Annotated in this window: 15 protein-coding genes and 1 pseudogene; 7 read left to right on the top strand and 9 right to left on the bottom strand. The window is 72.4% G+C overall.

The features are described from left to right. Window positions 1-2,645: non-ribosomal peptide synthetase (locus tag IE330_RS15325; protein ID WP_190136547.1), on the bottom strand; the 2,645-nt coding region annotated here is incomplete at its 3' end. 879 nt (window positions 2,646-3,524) lie between these two features. On the opposite strand from IE330_RS15325, the gene IE330_RS15320 reads away from it, so the two are divergent. After that, a complete protein-coding gene (locus IE330_RS15320; protein WP_190136546.1) occupies window positions 3,525-5,330 on the top strand; it encodes a B12-binding domain-containing radical SAM protein in 1,806 nt (601 codons plus the stop codon). A gap of 42 nt (window positions 5,331-5,372) precedes the next feature. On the opposite strand, the gene yddG is transcribed toward IE330_RS15320, so the two are convergent. Then, entirely contained in the window at window positions 5,373-6,317 is a 945-nt protein-coding gene (yddG, locus tag IE330_RS15315) for an aromatic amino acid exporter YddG (protein WP_229925660.1), read from the bottom strand. 131 nt (window positions 6,318-6,448) lie between these two features. Continuing rightward, window positions 6,449-6,562 (bottom strand): annotated as a pseudogene (locus IE330_RS15310) (haloacid dehalogenase type II); the annotation flags it as partial. Between the two features lie 301 nt (window positions 6,563-6,863). Here IE330_RS15310 and IE330_RS15305 point away from each other — a divergent pair. Both IE330_RS15305 and IE330_RS15300 read left to right on the top strand, forming a co-directional pair. Then, on the top strand, window positions 6,864-8,258 hold the full coding sequence (locus IE330_RS15305) for an MFS transporter (protein ID WP_190136545.1): 1,395 nt from the start codon (window positions 6,864-6,866) through the stop codon (window positions 8,256-8,258). After that, complete coding sequence (locus IE330_RS15300; RefSeq protein ID WP_190136544.1) at window positions 8,255-9,469, top strand: FAD-dependent monooxygenase; 1,215 nt, start codon at window positions 8,255-8,257, stop codon at window positions 9,467-9,469. The genes IE330_RS15305 and IE330_RS15300 overlap by 4 nt, the downstream gene beginning before the upstream one ends. Before the next feature lie 66 nt (window positions 9,470-9,535). Here the strand turns inward: IE330_RS15300 and IE330_RS15295 are convergent, their stop codons facing one another. Next, window positions 9,536-10,531: an ArsR/SmtB family transcription factor gene (locus IE330_RS15295; protein ID WP_190136543.1), complete on the bottom strand. Its 996-nt coding sequence runs from the start codon at window positions 10,529-10,531 to the stop codon at window positions 9,536-9,538. A gap of 245 nt (window positions 10,532-10,776) precedes the next feature. Here IE330_RS15295 and IE330_RS15290 point away from each other — a divergent pair, with 245 nt between their 5' ends. Both IE330_RS15290 and IE330_RS15285 read left to right on the top strand, forming a co-directional pair. After that, window positions 10,777-11,223 carry a peptidase inhibitor family I36 protein gene (locus IE330_RS15290; protein ID WP_190136542.1) on the top strand — a complete coding sequence of 149 codons (447 nt, stop codon included), beginning with the start codon at window positions 10,777-10,779 and terminating at the stop codon, window positions 11,221-11,223. Between the two features lie 146 nt (window positions 11,224-11,369). Continuing rightward, window positions 11,370-12,197 (top strand): hypothetical protein, encoded by an 828-nt coding sequence (locus IE330_RS15285; protein ID WP_190136541.1) that lies wholly within the window; start codon window positions 11,370-11,372, stop codon window positions 12,195-12,197. A 194-nt stretch (window positions 12,198-12,391) separates the two neighbouring features. Here the strand turns inward: IE330_RS15285 and IE330_RS15280 are convergent, their stop codons facing one another. From IE330_RS15280 to IE330_RS15265, 4 genes are all read right to left on the bottom strand, one after another. Next, window positions 12,392-12,934 carry a GNAT family N-acetyltransferase gene (locus tag IE330_RS15280; protein WP_190136550.1) on the bottom strand — a complete coding sequence of 181 codons (543 nt, stop codon included), beginning with the start codon at window positions 12,932-12,934 and terminating at the stop codon, window positions 12,392-12,394. A gap of 80 nt (window positions 12,935-13,014) precedes the next feature. Next, the gene (locus IE330_RS15275) at window positions 13,015-13,707 is read right to left on the bottom strand and encodes a response regulator transcription factor (RefSeq protein WP_190136540.1); all 693 of its coding nucleotides are present in this window, start codon (window positions 13,705-13,707) and stop codon (window positions 13,015-13,017) included. Continuing rightward, window positions 13,704-15,059: a sensor histidine kinase gene (locus IE330_RS15270; protein WP_190136539.1), complete on the bottom strand. Its 1,356-nt coding sequence runs from the start codon at window positions 15,057-15,059 to the stop codon at window positions 13,704-13,706. The genes IE330_RS15275 and IE330_RS15270 overlap by 4 nt, the downstream gene beginning before the upstream one ends. Window positions 15,060-15,066: 7 nt before the next feature. Further along, window positions 15,067-15,471 (bottom strand): hypothetical protein, encoded by a 405-nt coding sequence (locus IE330_RS15265; protein WP_190136538.1) that lies wholly within the window; start codon window positions 15,469-15,471, stop codon window positions 15,067-15,069. Window positions 15,472-16,449: 978 nt separating this feature from the next. On the opposite strand from IE330_RS15265, the gene IE330_RS15260 reads away from it, so the two are divergent. Further along, window positions 16,450-16,980: a VOC family protein gene (locus IE330_RS15260; RefSeq protein ID WP_190136537.1), complete on the top strand. Its 531-nt coding sequence runs from the start codon at window positions 16,450-16,452 to the stop codon at window positions 16,978-16,980. Between the two features lie 115 nt (window positions 16,981-17,095). Here IE330_RS15260 and IE330_RS15255 read toward each other — a convergent pair whose 3' ends face one another. Further along, window positions 17,096-18,391 (bottom strand): MFS transporter, encoded by a 1,296-nt coding sequence (locus IE330_RS15255; protein WP_190136536.1) that lies wholly within the window; start codon window positions 18,389-18,391, stop codon window positions 17,096-17,098. Window positions 18,392-18,883: 492 nt separating this feature from the next. Here IE330_RS15255 and IE330_RS15250 point away from each other — a divergent pair, with 492 nt between their 5' ends. Beyond that, window positions 18,884-19,690: a TauD/TfdA family dioxygenase gene (locus IE330_RS15250; protein ID WP_308439011.1), complete on the top strand. Its 807-nt coding sequence runs from the start codon at window positions 18,884-18,886 to the stop codon at window positions 19,688-19,690. The last annotated feature ends 22 nt before the right edge of the window (window positions 19,691-19,712 follow it).

The following is a 19,712-nucleotide window of genomic DNA, read 5'->3' as shown; positions in this document are numbered from 1 at the left end:
GTGACCACGGCGGCCTTCGCGACACCCGGGTGCGCGGTCAGCGCCGCCTCCACCTCACCCGGCTCGATCCGGAAGCCACGCACCTTGACCTGAGCGTCGTCGCGGCCGGCGTACTCGAGCTTACCCGCGTCGTTCCACCGGGCCAGGTCCCCGGTGCGGTACATCCGCTGCCCCGCCGGACCGTAGGGGTCGGCGACGAACCGCTCCGCGGTCAGCCCCGGCTGGCCGAAGTAGCCACGGGCCACCTCACCGGCCACGTACAGCTCACCCACCACACCCGGCGCCACCGGCCTGAGCCCCGCGCCCAGCACGTAGGTGCGCATATTGCCCAGCGGGACGCCGATCGGCGCACCCGCCGACCCCCGCCAGCCCTCCTGGGCCTGGAAGGCCGTCGCGTAGAACGACTCCGTCTGGCCGTAGGAGTTGACCACGCGCACGCCCGGAATGGCCTCGCGGGCCCGCTCCACCAGCGCCGCCGACAGCGCCTCACCGGCAAAGACCACCGTGTCGACCTGGATCTTCCCGCCCACCTGGTCAAGCAGCTCGGAGAAGACCGACGGCACCGAGCTGACCACGCTGCCCGACCAGCCGCCGCGCTCGGCGACCACCAGCGGATCGCGCACCACCTCGACCGTGCCGCCCACCGACAGGGTGGTCACGATCTCGAAGACCGACACGTCGAAGTTGATGGAGGTCCCCGCCAGCATCCGGCACCCCGCCTCCACGCCGACCACCGCGGCCAGACGCGTGACACCGTTGACCACCCCGCGGTGCGTGACCGCCACGCCCTTGGGCTTGCCGGTCGAGCCGGAGGTGTACATCACGAAGGCGGTGTTCGCGGGCCGGGCCGGGACCGGCCGTACGTCCGGCCCCGCCGCTGCGAAGTCGACGTCCTCGATGAACAGGCTCGGCACGTCCGACACCGGCAGCGCTCCGGCCGTGTCGGCGTCGGTCAGCACCAGGGCCGGGCGGGCGTCGGACAGGATGTGGCCGAGGCGGGCGCTGGGGTACTTGGGATCGATCGGCAGATAGGCGGCGCCCGCCTTGAGGATGCCCAGCATGCCCACGACCAGGTCCGCCGAGCGCGGCAGGGCCAGTCCGACGACGGTCTCCGGGCCCGCCCCGCGGCCCACCAGCTCACGGGCGAGGCGCGATGCCCGCGCGTCGAGTTCCGCGTACGACAGCTCCTGGTCGTCGTGGATGACGGCGGTCGCGTCGGGTGTCGCCGCGGCCTGGCGCCCGATGAGGCCCGTGATGTCGAGTTCGGGTGTCGGGGCCGCGGTGTCGTTGTACGTCCGCAGGACCAGCTCGCGCTCGTCCGGGCCCATAACGTCCACGCGCGTGACCGTGCGGGAGGGCTCGGTGGCGAGCGCGTCGACGAGGCGCACGAACCGGGCCAGCAGGGTCTCGGCCGTGGACCGGTCGTACAGGTCGGTGGCGTACTCCAGGAAGATCGACAGGCCCGGGTCGAGCGGGTCGCTGAAGAAGTTGAACTCCAGGTCGAACTTGGCCGTCGGGGTCGCCAGCGGGCCGAAGTGCGCCTTGACCCCCGGCAGCTCGAACTCGGACCAGCCGCGGGTCGCCCAGGTGAACATCACTTGGAACAGCGGGTGGTACGCGGTGGAGCGCTCCGGGTTGAGGATCTCCACCAGGCGCTCGAACGGCGCGTCCTCGTTGTCGTACGCGGCCAGGGCCTTGTTCTGCACCTGCGCGAGGAGCTGCTCGAAGGACGGGGTGCCGGAGAGGTCGGTGCGCAGCACCCAGGTGTTGACGAAGAACCCGACGAGGTCCGCGAGTTCCTCGTCGGTGCGGCCCGCGATGGTGGAGCCGATGGCGATGTCCTCGCCCGCGCCGAGGTGCTGGAGCAGCACCGCGAGCGCGGCCTGGAACACCATCGGGGTGGTCACGTTGGCGCGCCTGGCCAGCGCCTCGACCTTCTCCAGGAGCTCTTCGTCGAGGGTGAGCCCGATGCCGTCGCCGCGGTGGCTGGGGGCCGGGGGGCGCGGGCGGTCGGTGGGCAGGCGGATCGGCTGCGGTATTCCGGACAGTTCCTCGCGCCAGTGGGCGAGCTGCGTGGACAGGAGGCTGTCGGGATCGTTCTCGTCGCCGAGGACCTCGCGCTGCCACAGCGTGTAGTCGATGTACTGGACCGGCAGGTCGGGCCAGTCCGGCCGGTCGCCCTGGACACGTGCGGTGTACGCGGTGGCCAGGTCGCGGGCGAGCGGGCCCGCGGACTCCCCGTCGCTGGCGATGTGGTGGATGAGGAGCAGGAGCCGGTGGTCCTCAGCGCCCGTGCGGAAGAGGGTGGCGCGGACCGGTATCTCCTCGGACAGCGTGATGGCGTAGGTGGCGGCCTCCCACACCGCCTCGTCCACGTCCTCGGCGGCCACCTCGACCAGTGGGATCTCCAGATGGACCTGCTCGGCGGGGACCACCTGCTGCCCGGGGACGCCGTCGGCGCTCTCCACGATCAGCGTGCGCAGGCTCTCGTGACGGGTCACCACGTCACGGACCGCCGCCGCGAGCGCCTCCGCGTCCAGTACGCCCGTCAGCCGGACGAGAAAGGGCACGTTGTACATCGGTGACGGTCCCTCGAACTTGTCGATGAACCACAGGCGCTGCTGGGCGAAGGACAACGGGATCATGACGTGGCACTCCTATTCCTCGTGCGCGGGGGGACCGACTCGCGGCCGGTGCACCCGTGACCGTGCGCGCCGGCTCCCCCGTGAAGTCAGCTCTTCGCATACCGCTCGACGGCTTTTCGGGGCGGGCGACTTCCCTGTACTCGGCGCGTCGGCCGAGCGGTGACGGAAATGATCGTCGAGCGAACTCGGCAGCCGGTCCCGGCGGGGACGGAAAAGGCTGCACCACGGCCGGGCCGAGCACGCAGAAGCATGTCACGCGACCACGGAGAACACCGTCGAATTCCCCCGAGGAACCTGGCGTTTCCCAGGAAAGCCCCGTCCACACGCCGGGCTCGCCGGATCAAGGTACCCCTGTCCCGTCAACGGGACCACGACGCCGCGGGTTCCGGTCGCGCTTTATCCGTCCGGCCGCGCGCGGATCTTGACAACACTTCGTCCGCCGAAACGGAATGACATGCATTCACATATTGCCGTCCCGCTTCCGGCGCGACCGGAATACGGGATCGCACTTTACGGTGAGCGCGCTCCGGCCGTCGCACGGCAGGGGCAAGATCTGGAGAAGCGGCGCGGGAAACGACCACTCGCCATTGCCCTTCTTTTCCCGTGGCCCGTGCAGGCGAAAGGCCCGTTCCGGCAGGCGTCCACCGGACGCCCTACGCCAATTGACGGAAGCCGCACCGGACAGGTGCTCGTACCGGCCGCCCCCGGTGCGGAACCCGGGCTTTCGGTATGTGGATACCTGCCCCGGCGGCACGGAATCAGATGTACACGGCCTCTTGCGAGGATTCTCGCCATTTACGGGTGGAACCCTGTCCTCACCGTATGAGGGCGGTCACGATCTGAACCACTTCTCCTCCGCATCGGACAGATGGAGCGCTCATGACGCGCAATGACCCCCGTGCGCCCGTGCTCGTGGAAGATCCCTCCGTCGCGTTCTCCTGTGCTCCCCAGCGGCCGGCGCTGCGGCACCTGGGCCGGGCCTCCCTGCGTACGTCCCGGTCCGGCACCCGGCGGCGCGCCCTCGGGCAGGCGCCCCGGGTCCTGCTCGTGGTGCCCTCGTACACCCGGGTCGTGGAGCCCTCCCCGCAGGGCAGCAGCTTCAGGGCGCTCGGCCTGGACACGTTCGAGGTCATGAAGCGGGCGGGCACCCCGATCGGGCTGTTGCGCATCGCGGCGAACGCCCGTCTCGCCGGTTTCGACGTGCGGATCGTCGACTCCCCCTTCGCCGGCTGGGAACAGGAGCGCCGGCACGTGGACCTGGGGAACGGCAGCAGCCTCGTACGCTACGGCCTCGACGACGAGCAACTGCGCTCACTCATCGAGGAGTTCGACCCGGACGTCGTCGGCGTCCAGTGCATCTACACCGTCCAGTGGGGCAACGCGCGCGCCCTCGCCGACCTCGTCAAGGACATCGACCCGGGGATCGTGACGATCACCGGCGGCGCGCACCCCAGCGGCGACTGGCGGTACGCCGTACCGGACTCCCCCTTCGACCACGTGGTCATCAACGAGGCGGACCAGACCTTCACCGCTCTCCTGCGGGCGCTCACCGAGGAGGACGGCGACATCGACGCCGTGCCCGGCATCGCCTACCGCCGCGCCGACGGTGCCGTGGTCCGCACGACCGCCGCGTCGCCGTACATGCGCATCCTGCCCAAGCGGCAAGGGCTCGACCAGCGGCTCGGCATGATGCCGCTGCCCGACTTCGGCATGCTGGACATGCGCCAGTACGAGCAGGCCTACCACTCCTCGGGCAAACGGGTGCGCGACCACGGCTCCTGGGCGCAGATCTTCTCCACCATCGGCTGCAACGTCGGCTGCGACTTCTGCTACATCCCCATGGTGAACGGCCCCTGGCGGGCGCTCGGCACCGACTGGTTCGACCTGCACCTGGCCGAGATACGCAAGCACGGCGTGACCGAGGTGCTCATCGAGGACGACCACCTGCTGCACGACCCGCTGTACGCGATGGAGGTCTGCAAGCTCCTGCGCAAGCACGACCTGCCGTGGGTCGAGGAGGGCGGCCTGAGCCTGTTCAACCTCGTGCTGCTGCACCTGGGCGAGGCGTTCGCGGACGGCATGGACGAGGCCGAGCGGCGCAACCCCAACTTCCGCAACGTCCTCGCGGCGATGCGGGCCGGGCTCACCTGCCGGGACCTCATCAAGGCCATGGCGGACGGCGGCTGCTACAGCGTCTACCTGGCGGTGGAGAGCGCCAACGAGGACAGCCTGGTCGAGTCGGGCAAGCCCCGGCTCAACGCCTTCCAGCAGGCGACCGGTGACGTCGTGGAGATGTTCACCGAGTACGGCATCCAGGTCACCGGCGGGTTCATGCTCGGCTTCGTCAACCCGCCCGAGCGGCCCGGGGGCGAGCCGTACATCGAGTCGCTGGAGCAGATCGAGAAGACCGTCGACTACGCGGTCACGCTGATGGGCCGCGGCATGGCCTACGCCAACCCCTTCATCGTCACGCCGCTGCCGGGCACGAAGATGTGGGACTTCCAGAAGGACTACGTCGTACGCCACTACGACAACGGCTGGTCGCACGAGAAGGCGACGATGGCCACCGACGAGTGGAGCGCCGAGGACATCGAGCGCGCGCGGCTGGACCTGCTGGTACGCGCCAACGGCGCGGACAAGGTGGTGGAGATGGTCCGCCGCGGGACGTGGCCGGTGGACGCCTGACCTGACCCGGCCGGGGTCCGGCGCGGGTGGCCGGGCCCCGGTTCAGTTCCCGCGGCGCGCCGCGCGCAGGGCGTCCGCCGAGGCCAGGGTGGCGCCGCCGGCGATGAGCACGGTGGCGGCGGCGACGGGCCAGCTCGCGTCGGCCCGCCCGGCCGCCACCAGGAGCGTGGTGGACAGCAGCGGGGCGAAGTACGAAAAGGTGCCGAGGAGCCGGATGTCGCCGTGCTTGGTGCCGTGGTCCCAGACGTAGAAGGCACCGCCGACCGGGCCGAGGCCGAGGGCGAACACGGCGAGCCACTGCCAGCCGTCGGGCCGGACCGTGTCTTCGAACAAGAGGTGGCAGACGGCCGCGAGCGCCGCCGTGGCCAGGCAGAAGAAGGCGACCATGTCGGTGGGGACCTGCGGGTACCGGCGGTTGGCCACCGAGTACGCCGACCACACCAGGGCGCAGACGGCGGCCGCCGTGTAGCCCAGCAGGTACTCGCCGCGCAGGTGCACGCCCTGGCCGCCGGTGACCAGCAGGAAGGTCCCGCCGAGCCCGAGCACCGCGCCCGCCGTGTGCCACCAGCGCAGCCGCTCGCCGGGCAGCAGCGCGGAGAACACGACGATCAGCAGCGGCCACAGGTAGGCGATGAGGCCGGCGTCGACCGCGGGGGCGTTGCGCAGGGCCAGGAAGTAGAAGAAGTGGTAGCCGAACAGGCCGCCGATGCCGAGCGCCCAGGCGCCGCCGGGCAGTCCACGGGCGAGCGCCGCGCCGCCGCGGACGGCCCGGGGCAGCCCGATGAGCCCGCCGACCGTGAACGCCATCGCGGTGAGCTGGAACGGCGGTACCCGCCCGCTCAGCGTGGTCAGCAGCGCCAGGGACGCCCACAGCAGTACGGCCACCGCGCCGACCCCCGTGGCCCGCAGCCGCCCCGCCGACCGCCCTGCCCCATCGCGCTCGTCCCCCGCCGTGGCGGCGTCGGCCCGAGTCTCCCGCGCGTCCACCAGTCCTCCAGCCCCCCGCGTCCCCCGTGGACCCGGTGACGATGCGTCAGCCCACGGCTACCGGCACATGGTACTGACGCCCGCCGGAACCACCTGCGCTTTCCGGACAGGCTGAGGCCGGGTGCGCTCCCTCAGGCACCGTCGAGGCGGTCGGCCGGCCCCGCCAGGTCGTCGGCGTGCAGGTCGAACCGGTCCGTGCCGGTGGGCGGGTCGCCGACGGGGCGGGCGACGTAGGCGGTGCGCAGGCTGTCCACCGAACGCGGTGGAAGCCGGTCCGATTCCCGCACCACACGCGCACGCGGCACCCACCTCAGCAGCAGAGGGGCACCCGTTCCCTTGGAGGACCGCAGGCCTGCCTGCGCGGAAGGGGCCTCCGGCCCGGGGACGGCCTGCCTGGTGCGCGGGCACCAGGGACGTGCGCGGCTGGTGCGGGCGCACCAGGGCGGGACGGCCGCGGGGAACGATGCCCGGACGGGTGGCACGGGGCGAGTGTGGGAGACGCGTGCGGAGCGCGCAGTCCCCCGACCGGCCTTGAGAAGGGTGCCCATGTCCGAAGCTGTGGTGGTCCTGAAACGCAACAGGAAGCTGGCGATCGGAGCCCTCGGTGGCCTGGCGTTGGCTCTTGGTGCCTTGCAGGCGGTCGTGGAGCCCGCGTTGCCCTTGTTGCAGCGCGAGTTGGGGGTCGGTGCCGGTGAAGGGGCGCTGGTCGGCAACGCGTTGCTCGTCACGGGCGCGGTCGTCGCGCCCGTCGCGGGTGAGCTCGGCGACCGCTACGGCGGGAAGCGGGTGCTGGTCGCCCTGATGGGCGTGGTGTCCGCGGGTGGTGTGCTGGCCTCGGTGGCACCCGGCCTGCCGGTGTTGCTGCTCGGGCAGGTCCTGCAGGGCGTCATGGTGGGGGCGCTGCCGCTCTCCTTCATCCTGGTGCGCAAGCACCTTCCGGTGGGCGCGGCGCGGGTCGCGATGGGGCTGGTCATGGCGCTGTTCACGGGTGGCGGCACGGTGGGGACGCTGGTCGCCGGGCCCGTCGCGGAGCATCTGTCGTGGCGGGCGATGTTCGCGCTGCCGACGGTCGTGGTCGTCGTGATGACGTCGGTCGTGGCACGGCTGCTGCCGCACGATCCGCCGAGCCCGTCGGCCGGCGGGATCGACTGGCCGGGCATGGTGCTCCTGAGCGGCACACTGCTCACGTTCATGCTCGGGCTCGTGCGGGTGACGGGTGCCGGTCTGCCGCCGCTCGGGGCGGGTGCCGTCGCGGTGGCCGTGGCCGCCCTCGCGGCCGGCTGGGTCGCCGTGGAGCGCCGGGCGGCCTCGCCGATGGTGGACCTGCGGCTGCTTGCACGGCCCGCGCTGTGGCACGCGTGCGTGCTGACCTCGGTCATCACCACCGCGTTCGGGATGGTGGCCTTTCTGCTGCCGCAACTGTTCGCGGTGCCCGCCGACGGCTACGGCTTCGGGCTCGGCACCACCGGCATCGGGCTGCTCCTGCTGCCCGGCGCCGTCGCCGGGGCGGTCGGTGACGCGGTGGGCGGGGTCGCGGCGCGCCGTCTCGGCCTGCGGACCGTGCTCGTCGTGGGCGCCCTCGTCACGGCGGCTACGACGTTCGCCCTTGCGTCGCTGCACACGGCGGCATGGCAGCTCGTCCTCGCGAAGGCGCTGACCGCGCTCGCCGCGGGCGTCGGCACCACGGCGCTGCTCACCCGCGCCGCCACCGCCGTCGGCACCGGGGACACCGGCGTCGTCACCGGCCTGCTCGTGGTGACGCGCGTCATCGGCGTCGCCCTGGGCGCCCAGGTCGGGGCCGCGCTCCTCGACGCCGGGGCCGACCCGGTGACGGGTCTGCCGGCCGAATCGGCCTTCGCCACGGGCTTCGCCGTCGCCGGCCTGGTCTCCGCGCTGTCCTTGCTCGTCGTCCGTGTCACGAAGAAGGGATTCCGGGCATGACTGCCGACCGTCCTACGACGAGGGCCACCGGAAGGCGCCGCGTGCTGGTCTCCGGGGCGGGGGTGGCCGGGCTCGCGCTGGCGTACTGGCTGCACCGGTCCGGCTGTACGGTCACCGTGGTGGAGAAGGCAGGCGCCCTGCGCGACGGCGGGTATCCGATCGACGTCCGCGGTACCGCGACCGAGGTGGTCCGGCGGATGGGGCTGCTGCCCCGTGTGCGGGAGGCGCACATCGCCTCGCGCCGCTGTACGTTCCTGCGCGCCGACGGCAGTGCGGTGGCCTCGCTCAGCCCGCGTGCCGTGGTGGGCGGCGCCGAGGGACAGGACCTGGAGGTGCGGCGCGGGGATCTGGTCGCGCTCCTCCACGCGGTGGTCCGCGACGACGTGGACGTGCTGTTCGGCGACTCCGTCGACACCCTCGACCAGTCCTCCGGGCCAGGTGTGGACGTCACGTTCCGCCGTTCGGGGCGGCGTACGTTCGACCTGGTGGTCGGCGCCGACGGGATGCACTCGTCCACCCGGGAGTCGGTGTTCGGTCCCGAGCGGCGGTTCCACCGGTACCTCGGCCACTGCTTCGCCCTCTTCACCATGGCGAACACGTTCGGGCTCTCCCGCGAACTCGTGCTGTGGAACACCCCGGGCAGGGCCGCGGCCCTCTACGCCGTCGGGGGCGACGACGAGGTGCACGCCTTCCTGACCTTCCACCGGCCGGAACCGCCGTCCGGCGCCCTCCGGAACCCCGCCGCCTGGAGGGACCTGGTCGCCGCGGCCTTCGCGGGCGCCGGGTGGGAGGTCCCTGGCATGGTCGACGCCCTGCGCGGCGCGGCCGACCCGTACTTCGACGTGGCCGGTCAGATCCGCATGCCCCACTGGTCCCGCGGCCGCGTCGCCCTCCTCGGCGACGCCGCGTACGCCCCTTCGTTCCTCACCGGCCAAGGCACGAGCCTCGCGCTCGTCGGTGCCTACATGCTCGCCAACTCCCTGGCCGTCCACCGGGACCACCGTGCCGCCTTCGCCGCCTACGAACGTGATCTCCGTACGTTCGTCGCCATGAACCAGGCCTTGGTCGACAACGGCGCGGCCACGCTCTTCCCCACCACGGAACGGGCCCTGGAGCAACGCAACACCAGGCTGCGTGACCTCCGCACCATGCCCTCCGCACCGGTACGGGCGGCGTATACCGCCCTCGACCTGCCTGGCATCCCCTCGTGAGGGTGTCGCGCTCAGGCCGGTGGGCAGGCCGGCCCACGCCTCCGGGGCGGCCGCCGGGCGAACGGGTCAGGCGGGCAGGGCCGGGCGGCAGCCGTCGAGGAGTGCCGTCCCGAGCGTGGTGGCCGTGTGCAGCGTCGTGTTGCGGTGCCGACGGCTGGAGATGAGGGCGGCTTCGCGCAGCGCGGTCAGGTGCCGGCTGGCGTTGGACGGGGTGAGGCCGGTGTGCCGGGCCAGTTCGGTGGTGGTGAACGTGCCGTCGGCCGCGGCTTCGAGCAGCAGCGCCCGGGCCCGGCCGAGGAGCGCGGTCAGCGACCGCCGGGCCGCCGGGCCGTGGCCGGGGCGCTCCCAGCCCGGGCGGTGCTCGATGGGGTAGACGAGGACGGGGTCGAGGCTGGGGTCGAAGAGGACGGTGGGGCCGTAGCGGCAGAAGAAGGACGGCTGGAGCAGCAGCCCGCGGCCCCCCAGGCACAGGTCCTGCTCGACGGGGAAGTCCAGGCTGAGGACCGGGTAGTGCCAGTGCGCGGAGACGTGCAGGGTGTCCAGGACGGCGGCCCAGCCGCCGTGGGCCAGGTGCCTCGCGCGCAGCATCACGTCATGGCGTACCGCCTCCTGGATGGTGTACCAGTACGGCCGCAGACCGGTGTCGAAGTAGGCGTGGGCGGTGTCGGCGAGCCTGCCGAGCAGGTGCGCCGAGCCCGTCGCCAGCTCCGCCGTCCACGGGGGCAGCCGGACGTCGGGGTGCAGCCGCCGGAAGACGTCCAGCTCGGCGCGGAGCCGCCGCCGCGGGGTGGACCGCAGGGCCTCGACCTGGGCGGCGAGTCCCTGGCCCGCCTGGGGTGTGAGGAAGTCGCACGTGTAGCCGCGGGCCGGGGACAGGGCGGCGAGCAGCCGGGTGGTGCCGGGCAGGCGCGGAGCCACCTGTTGGCGCCAGGGCCCGAACAGCACGGAGGCGTCCCGGCGCTGCAGGCGGTGGAGGCTGATGTTCAGCTCCCACATGGGGTCCGGCTCCTCGGCGAAACGGACGCGCGCCAGGTCGTCGGAGGTGAAATGAATCCGGAGCATCCGTTTCCCTCGCAGTTCTCGTCCGAGTGCGGCGAGCCGGGCGGAGCGATCCGCGTCGGTGGAGCCGGGCGGAGCGATCCGGGCGGGGCGACCGGCGACGGCACAGGCGACGCGTGCGGTGAGACCCCCTCGTACCGCGGTCTTTGCGCCCAGCCGCACACTTCTACCAGTCGGCGCGACGCGTACAGCAGTCTCTTTTCGGCACGAAGGAAGCGCAGCTCCATCCCATCGTCCAAGGAGGAAACATGCGCAGGACTGTAGGTGTCACCGTGGCGTCCGCGGCACTCGTGCTGGGTGGTCTCGCCACCGTTCCGTCGGCCGCGGCCGACACCGCGCCGAGCGGTGGCGAGGCCGACGCGGCCCTCACGTGTGCCGCCGGTGACACGTGTTTCTGGGTGCACATCAACTACGGGGGCGCACGGGGTCGGGTCGCCGATGACAACCCCAACTTCACGGCCTTCCGGCAGAGCCAGTGCTCCACCGGCACCTGGAACGACTGTGTCAGTTCCATCGCCAACCGCGGGCGCCGGTGCACCGTCTACTTCTGGACGGACGCGGGCTACAACGGCCGCTACCACAGCCTGGGCCGGAACGACGAGGTGCCGAACTTCGCGGCCGCGCCGCCGGTCGGCTACAACGACCCGGCGTTCAACGACAGCATCAGCTCGAACCACTGGTGCACGCCGAAGTGACGCCGAGGCCACCGCGAGCCGTGTGCCTCCTGGTGGCCGCGTTGGCCGGTCTGTCGGGCTGCTCGGCCACCACGCCCGACGGGCCGGCCGCGTCCCGGCCGGGGCCCTCCGGCCCCGCCGGGCGGCCCAGTACGGCAGCGGTCGACATGGTCACCCGGTCCGGAGGCTGGCCCAGGACCCAGCAGACCCTGGACACGGCCCTGAACGAGCTGGTCCACCGCTGCATGGCGCGCGCGGGATTCACCTACCCCGCCGCACGGGGGCCGCTGCCCGTGGCGTTCGACGACGCGTCCGCCCTGGTCGACCTGCGGCGCCGCGAGCGGTACGGCTACGGCATCGCGTCCGCGCCGCCCGGCACCGGCCAGCCGTCCGCGCCGTACTACACCGAGCTCGACGCGGACCGTCGCCGCCGCTTCGACCTGGCCTTCTCCGGGCCGCCCGATGCGAAGAAGGAGGTGGAGACGGGCACGGGGACGGTACGCGTGGGGGTACGCGGCTGCGACGCGGAGGCGCGCCGCGAGCTCGCGGGGGACGTCGTCTCCTGGGCGCGCATGTACTACACACCGCAGGCGCTCAACGGCCGCCTCGACGCCCTGGTGCCACGGCAGCCCAGCTACGTCGCCGCACTCGCCCGGTGGCGCGCCTGCATGGCGGAGCGCGGGCATCCCTTCGCCTCCCCTGAGAAGGCGCACGCAGAGCTGGCCGCCGCGTTCGAGAGGACGAGGAAGACGGGCAGGACGGCGAAGGCTCGGCAGGGTGAGACATCGCCGCAGCGCAGGTTCCGCCAGCGGGAGCGGGCCGTCGCGGTGGCGGACGGGAAGTGTGCCCTCGAGGTGAGCCTGCCGCAGGCCGCCATCGCCGCGCGGCGCGCGCTCGTCCGCACGCTCCCGGAGCAGGACCGTGCCGTACTGGCCGATCTCACGCGCACGCAGGCCGAGGCGCTGGCACGCGCCCGTGAGGTCATCGGCCGCTGAACGACACCTCGGGCGCGGCGGCGGGACCGGTTCGCACCGCTCCCCCGCCGCCCGCCCACCCATGTGCCACAGCACGGTGCCGCGGTGCCCGTCGTCGACGCGCGGGACGGCACACCTCCCGCCCCGCGGGCATCGAGCGCGGCGGAAGCGCTGCCCGCACACCACCTACGAGGCCATCGTCCGCCTGACCGGCGTCAACGAGCGCTGATGGCGTACTGCTCCGACGTCACCGCGTACACCCGTACGCGCCGACCGCCGTGGGGGTTGACGGTCTCGCGGTCCGGACGCATCCCCAGCTTGGTCATGATGCGCTCGGAGGCGTCGTTGCCCACTTGCGTGATGCTGACGATCCGCTCCAGCCCTCGCTCCTCGAACCCGAACCGTAGGGCGGCCGCGGCGGCCTCGGTGGCCAGGCCCCTCCCCCAGTGGGCACGTCCCAGCCGCCAGCCGACCTCGACCGCCGGCAGCACCTCCGGCAGGTAGCCGGGCACCGAGAGGCCGGTGAACCCGGCCAGTTCGCCGGTGGACCGGACCTCCACGGCGAACAGGCCGAAGCCCTGTGACTCCCACTCGCTCTCCCACGCCCGGACCCCGTCGCGCGTCTGCTGCTCGTCGCGGACGCTGCCGTCGCGGATCCAGCGCATGACCTCAGGGTCGGCGTTGACGGCGGCCATGGGCGCGACGTCCTCCTCGCGCCAGCGGCGGAGGATCAGGCGGGGTGTCTCCAGCGTGACCATCCGATCATTCTGGATCATGCACGGGTTCCCCGCCATCCTCACCGTGCTCACGCCCTTCCCGGGTACGGGCAACACGCCTGCTACGACGGCCCGTTGCCGCCGTCGGCGGGGGCGGCGTGGGCCAGGCCCGACTGGTAGGCGATGACGACGAGGTGCGCCCGGTCGCGGGCCTCCAGCTTCGTCATGGCGCGCTGCACATGGGCCCGTACGGTGAAGGGGCTGAGGAACATCCGCTCGGCGATCTCCTGGTTGGACAGGCCGGTCGCGACCAGGGCCACCATCTCGCGTTCGCGCGGGGTCAGCGCGGCGAGCCGTTCGGGGTGGCGCGGCGGGGCGTCGTCCGGCGTGGCCAGGAAGCGGGCGACCAGGGAGCGGGTCGCGGCGGGGGACAGCAGCGTGTCGCCGCCGGCGATCGTCCGCACGGCGTCGAGCAGGTCCTCGGCCCCGATGCCCTTGCCGATGAAGCCACCGGCCCCCGCGCGCAGCGCCTGGGCGACGTACTCGTCGGTCTCGTACGTGGTGAGGATCAGGATGCGGCTGGCACGCAGGTCCGGGTCCGCGCAGATCTCCGCCGTGGCGGCGAGGCCGTCCACCTCGGGCATGCGGATGTCCATGAGCACCACGTCGGGGCGCAGCTCCCGGGTGAGCCGCACCGCCTCCCTGCCGTCGCCGGCCTCGCCGACCACGGTGATGTCGCCGGCGGTGTCGAGGAGCATCCGGAAGGCGTCGCGCAGCAGGGCCTGGTCGTCGGCGAGGAGTACCCGCAGCGTCACAGCCCCTCCCCTGCCCGTGCGCCGCCCGCCCGGCCTTCGTTCGCCGCCGCCTCGGCCGCCCGCGTCCCGGCCGCCTGCGTTCCGGCCGTTGTTTCGTCCGCCGTACGTCGTACTGCCTTGGCGGGCGGGAACGGGAGGTGGGCGGAGACGAGGAAGCCGCCCTCCGGACGTCTGCCCGCGGAGAGGTGTCCCCCGACCGCGGCGGCCCGTTCCCGCATCCCGATCAGCCCGTAGCCGGGCGGACGGCTCGGCGGTGCGGACGTCGTGGGCGTCGGCGTCGGCGTCGGCGTCAACGTCGTACGACGGGTGTCTCCTCCGTCGTCGGCGACGGTGAGGGTCACGCGGTCGCGGTGCCAGGCGAGGCGCACCCGGGCGCTGCCGGTTCCGGCGTGTTTGGTCACGTTGGTCAGGGCCTCCTGGACGATGCGGTACGCGGTGAGGTCCACCCCCGGTGGCAGTGGCCTGGCCGTGCCCTCGTGGTGCACCGAGACCTCCAGTCCCGCGCGGCGGAACGACTCGACTAGCGGGGGGAGCCGGTCAAGGCCGGGCGCCGGTTCGGCGGGCGTGGATGTGTCCCCGGACTGGCGCAACAGGCCGACCGTGGCCCGGAGTTCGTCGAGCGCGTGGCCGGTGGTCTCGACGAGCTCCCGCAGGCTCTTGCGGGTCTGCTCCGGGCGGGTGTCGAAGAGGTGGGCGGCGACCGTGGCCTGCGCGTTGGCCAGGGTGATCTGGTGGGCCACGAGGTCGTGCAGCTCGCGGGCGATGCGTACGCGTTCCTCGGCCACTCGGCGGCGCGCCTCGCTCTCCCGGCCCTGCTCGGCCCGGCGGGCCCGTTCCTCGACGGCGTCCAGGTAGGCCCGCCGGTTCCGGACCGAGCGCCCGAGTACGCCCGCCACCAGAGGGAACGCGGCCACCGCTCCCATCCTGCTCGCGTCCTGCCACGAGAGGTCCCCGAACCAGGGGGCGGAAGCGGCCAGCAGGGCCGCGGAGGTGAGCGACACCGCGCCGGCCGCGCGCCGTTCGGTGCGGGCGGTGCGCGCGAAGGAGTAGGCGGTGACCACGGCGGGTGCCACGGCGAGCGGGCTCAGCAGGAGGCCCAGGGGCCGCACCAGGAGGCCGCTCGCGGTCGTGACCGCCAAGGCGGCCAAGGGTGTCCGGTGCCGCAGGGGCAGCACGGCGCAGGAGAGCGCGGCGAGGCCGTAGGCGGCGGCAGGCGGCGGGGACAGGGTGTTGCCGCCGTCCTGGAGCGCACCGCCGAGCAGGCAGAGCGCGAACGCCGCCGCCGCGATCGCCGCCTCGCGCCACCAAGTGCCGCGCGCACGCGAGGTGATGCCTTCCGCCGTGGTCGTCATGGCCGACTCAGTGCCGGTGCCGGCCGACGGGGAACCGCGTCACCGCGGCGTCCGGGGCATGCCTGTTCAGTGCCTGACCCTCGATGTCCACATGTGGCAGCACGCGGTTCAGGATAGGGGGCGGCCAAGTGTTCGTGGAGCGGGTGATGGTGCCGCCCTTGCTGACGGCTCTGGTCGCGTAAGGGTTGGGGGTCGACGTGACCTGATCGCTGCCGTTGTTGGCGTTGTTGGCGTTGTTGCCGTCGTTGGCGTCGCTGCGATCGCTGGCGTCGCTGACGTTGTTGCTGTCGCCGGCGTTGTTGCCGTCGGGCTTCGGCAGCCTGTGAGTTGCCTTGCGGGAAGCGCTCGTCGAGCAGGTCGATCGCCTTGCGCGGCTCGGTCCGGTAGAGAAATGCCGCCACCTGCTGGTCACCCCAGACATCGCTGGACGAGGGAAGGCGCGCGGAATGCACGCGACGTCCACCCTCGCCCGCGGCGCTCCGCCGGGCATCGTCGCCCGGTGCCGACTTGCCCTGGTGCACCTGGACCAGGCAGGCGTGCGGTCTGGTGCCTGTGCACCAAGACGTCACAGTCCGGACAGGCTCCGGCGCCCGGACGCGAGCACGGCGCAGGCCCCGTTGTGAACAGTGGGCGTCTATGGACCGGGCTCGGAAGCGGCGCCGGGGGCACGGTCGGGGTCGGGGTGGTGGTCGGGGCCGGGATTCATGCGGCGGCCAGGGGACGGGGGCGAAACACCACGGGCGTCGTCGCGAAGGGCTCGGAAGCCGTGGCGCGTCACGCTCGCCGATGATCTCTTCCCCGTGTCATCCCCTCCCAGCTACCCAACCTCGGTCTGCCCGGGTCGCGTGCGGTGTTCGCGGCACGTTACGCCGCCGCGGTCCTGGTCCGCCTGACTGGGGCCGGTCCGATCCGATACGGCGTACGGGCAGGCCCGCCGCCGGATGCGGCGCCCGCGGCCCGCCGGTCAGGAGCCCGTCCGCCCGTCCGCCCGTCCGCCCCGAGTAGATTACTGTTCAACCTTTTCTCGCCACCGCCCGCACACCCTGCCCCCATCGGCCATCCGGCGGTCGGCCCACGCGAACAGGTCAGGCCAGTACGGCATCGAGCCAGGCCGGAGCCCCCACACCTCCCAGGCCGCACTCGCGCGGGAGAAGGACCGCCCGGGCGCGGGCGAAGCCCCGGGCACCGCCCCGGTGGATGCCGGCCGCTCGACGCCGCCCACGTCGGCCGACCGACGCGCCATTCGCGTCCCGGCGCGCACCCACAATGGCTCGATGTGATTTAACATTCAACCTATGTGAGCGGCATGCTGGCACGGAAGGCACCGAAGGTCGGCGGCCCCCCAGGCCCTCGACCCAACGCCCCGTCCCCTCAAGGGAGATGACCCGACATGAGCCAGACCCTGCCACTCCGCTTCCACCACCACGCCTGGATCACCGACGACCAGGAAGCCAATCGGCGCTTCTACGAGGACGTGCTCGGCCTGCCCCTGGTGGCCACGTGGACCGAGCGCGAGGTGTTGTCCGGGACCGAGCGCGCGTACAGCCACACCCTCTACGGCCTGGCCGACGGCAGCGCGCTCGCCTTCTTCCAGTTCGCGGACCCCGAGGACCAGGAGGAGTTCAGGACCGACAGCAGTCCCACCCCCGTGCGCCACATCGCCTTCAAGGTCGAGGCGGAGGCCCAGGAAGCCCTGCGCGAGCGCGTCACCGCGGCCGGCCACGCGGAGACGAACGCCCACGTGATCGACCACGGGTTCTGCGTCTCGCTGTACATCACGGACCCCAACGGTCTGCTCCTGGAGTTCGCCGTCGACCACCCCGACGTGGAGAAGATCGACGCCGAGCGGCGCACCACGGCGCACGCCGACCTCGCCCGCTGGCTCGCCGGCGACCACACCAGCAACAACCACTGGCGCTGATCCCCGCCGCCCGCCCCTTCCCCGCGCGAAAGAGCTTCCAGGACGGCACGTCGGCCGTCGGCCGCCGGTCGCCAGTCACCGGCCACCGGCCACCGGCCACCGGCCAGGCCACTCCTCAGCGGCCCGCCCCGCCGCGCGGCGCCGCCCCGGCAGGGACCCCGGGCCTGCGCGTGTGCAGGGCCCGGCGGCAGAGGGCCGGGGTGGGGGCGGCGGCCGCCACGAAGACGACGGCGAGGACGGCCCAGCCGCCGACCAGCGCCCCGGTGACGAGGGTGGTGATCATCGCGGGACCCACGGTGGCCACGGCCCCCTCGGTGCTGGCCGCGAGGCCCTGGTACTCGCCCTCGGCGTCGCGGCGCATCAGCCGCAGGGACAGCCCCCAGCGGGAGGCGACGTAGTGCAGTTCGCCGTAGATGTGCGCGGCGAGCCCCGCCAGGATGAAGAGGGAGGCGGGCAGGGCGCCGGAGGGCCAGGCCGCGGCGGCGAACAGCAGGCAGCAGACGGCCAGGGCGAGCCCGGCTTTGCGGGTGGAGCGGACCGCGCCGCGCAGGCTCTTCCCCTGCCGGGTCACGCGTACCTGGTACAGCGCGATGAACAGGGAGCTGACGACCACGGTCACCGGCGCCAGCCATACCGGAGCGGCGGTCTGGTACTGCAGCCACAGGGGGAGCCCGCTGGACAGCAGCGGCCAGCACAGGGAGAGCAACGCCGTCGTGCTCATCAGGGTGAGGAAGGGGATGTCCCGTACGGCGTCGGTGCCGGGGCTGCGGCGGGACGCGGGCACCGGTGCGGTGCGCGGCAGGCCGATGAGCACCGTGGCGGACAGGAAGGCCGAGAGGGACACGACGGCCAGGGCGGCGTAGTACGGGCCCGCCGTGTCGGTGGACAGCACCCAGGCGGCGGCGCCCGCGCCCGCGGCGTACGTGAGGTGCTGCACCACTCGGGCTTGTGCCAGGACGGTGAGGCGCCGGTCGTCCGGCATCAGGAGGTACACCAGGGTGACCTTGACGCCTCGCCCGGACGTCTCCGCGGCGGTGAACAGCGCCGCTGCCCCGAGCAGGCTCCAGAAGCCGCTCGTGGTGAGGAAGAGCAGCACCAGCAGCCCGCGGGCGACGCTGACGGCCACGAACACCTGCCGGGCGCCGCGCCGGTCGGCGAGGGCGCCGACCGGGACCGCGGCGAGCAGGCCGACTCCGCCGCCGAGCCCCATGGCCAGGCCCATGGAAGCGGCGGGGATCCCCTTGACCGACGTCAGGTAGACGGCCCACATGCTGAACCACAGGCCGCCGCCGAAGGCCGACACCGCTTCGGAGTACAGCAGTTTGCGTACGACGCCGTGGGTCCGGGACGAGCCGTCGTCCGCCTCGCCCTCGGGCACGGTCGCGGATCCCGACGCGCCTGTATTCGTCACCTGGACTCCGTCCCTTTCGCGTCCGGCCCGCGCCGAGCCCGGACGAATTGAACAGCATGCCGTACGACGAGGTGAACACCTTCGGAAGAACGGGGCCCGGGTGCCCGTCGGACGGTCACAGGAATGTTCCTCCATGAGCACCGGAGCGGGAATCTCGCAGACGGCTGTCGGGCGAGTACCCCGTCTTCGGGGCCTTATTCGCGACCGTGTTCCATGGACGTGATTCGGCCACGACAGGTGGCACCATATGGACGGACGGCCTTCGGCCGCATCGCGGTTGAGCTGCTGCTGTATGGGCGGACACCATATTTCGGCCCCTTCCGTCAGTGACTGAATAAGCCCGCGTCCGGGCCTTGACGTGTTCCCTGTCACGCGGCTTATCGTGCTGAAGTCGCCGCTTCGGTAGCCGATTCGCACGACCGTCCTTCCGCCGCTTCGGCACCGCCCTTCCGCCGCTTCGGCGGAAAAATTCCAGAGACGCCGCTACCGGACGTGCCACGTGACTCGGGCATCAGCGCATTCGACGCCGCGGGATCCATACCCCCCCCTGGAGCAGTTGTGTCGCATTCCCCGCTGAGCATCCTTTCCCAGGTCGACTTCAACGGAAATCCGTTGAGTGAGGAGTTGTTGGCGAAAACCTTCCACCAGTTGATGGACGAGCACGGCTACGTGCTCATGTGCAACGTCCCCGACACCTTCGACCAGGTGCGGTTCTGCCGGGCGCTCGGGGCGTTCGTACCGAACTACACCGGCGCCGTGGTCGGTGACGTCCGGCCCGAGCCGGGCATGGACGACGTCTACCACGCGGGCAACACCCGTCCGCTGACCCCGCACACCGAAGGCTACGACTTCGCCGTGCTGCCGCCCCGCTACATCGCCCTGTGGTGCGTCACTCCGGCCTCCGGGGCGGGCGGCGAGACCACGCTGTGCGACACCCGGCCCTGGACGCAGGCCCTGGCGGACGACGAGCGCGAGCGGCTCCTTGAGCACACCTACGACTGGAAGACCACCGAGGGCGTGCAGCGGCTCGGCCTCGACCTCAAGACCCGCCATCCCATCCTGGAGGAGCACGAGAAGGGGCTCATCGTCCGCTTCAGTTGCAACAACCTCCTGCGGGACGACGACGACCCGGTGGCGGAACTCCAGGAACGCTGGCAGCTCGCCTTCGAGACGGAGCACATCGCCGTCACCTACCAGCGCAACGACATGCTGGTCTGGGACAACTGGCGGCTGCTGCACGCCCGCAACGCGTTCACCGACCGCAGCAGGCATCTGCGGCGCATCCAGATCGCGGCCTGACCGCCCGGCGAAGGAGACCCCT

It is taken from the genome of Streptomyces longispororuber, from assembly GCF_014656095.1.
GTDB classification, from domain to species: Bacteria; Actinomycetota; Actinomycetes; order Streptomycetales; family Streptomycetaceae; genus Streptomyces; species Streptomyces longispororuber.
Note: the sequence above shows the minus strand (reverse complement) of the source record. Positions and strands in the feature narration are given on the sequence as shown.

Excerpts from the sequence above, each read along its gene's own strand:
- IE330_RS15320 (WP_190136546.1), top strand. The coding sequence starts at position 3,525 with ATGACGCGCAATGACCCCCGTGCGCCCGTGCTCGTGGAAGATCCCTCC.
- IE330_RS15305 (WP_190136545.1), top strand. The coding sequence starts at position 6,864 with ATGTCCGAAGCTGTGGTGGTCCTGAAACGCAACAGGAAGCTGGCGATC.
- IE330_RS15300 (WP_190136544.1), top strand. The coding sequence starts at position 8,255 with ATGACTGCCGACCGTCCTACGACGAGGGCCACCGGAAGGCGCCGCGTG.
- IE330_RS15295 (WP_190136543.1), bottom strand. The coding sequence starts at position 10,531 with ATGCTCCGGATTCATTTCACCTCCGACGACCTGGCGCGCGTCCGTTTC.
- IE330_RS15290 (WP_190136542.1), top strand. The coding sequence starts at position 10,777 with ATGCGCAGGACTGTAGGTGTCACCGTGGCGTCCGCGGCACTCGTGCTG.
- IE330_RS15285 (WP_190136541.1), top strand. The coding sequence starts at position 11,370 with ATGGTCACCCGGTCCGGAGGCTGGCCCAGGACCCAGCAGACCCTGGAC.
- IE330_RS15280 (WP_190136550.1), bottom strand. The coding sequence starts at position 12,934 with ATGGTCACGCTGGAGACACCCCGCCTGATCCTCCGCCGCTGGCGCGAG.
- IE330_RS15270 (WP_190136539.1), bottom strand. The coding sequence starts at position 15,059 with ATGACGACCACGGCGGAAGGCATCACCTCGCGTGCGCGCGGCACTTGG.
- IE330_RS15260 (WP_190136537.1), top strand. The coding sequence starts at position 16,450 with ATGAGCCAGACCCTGCCACTCCGCTTCCACCACCACGCCTGGATCACC.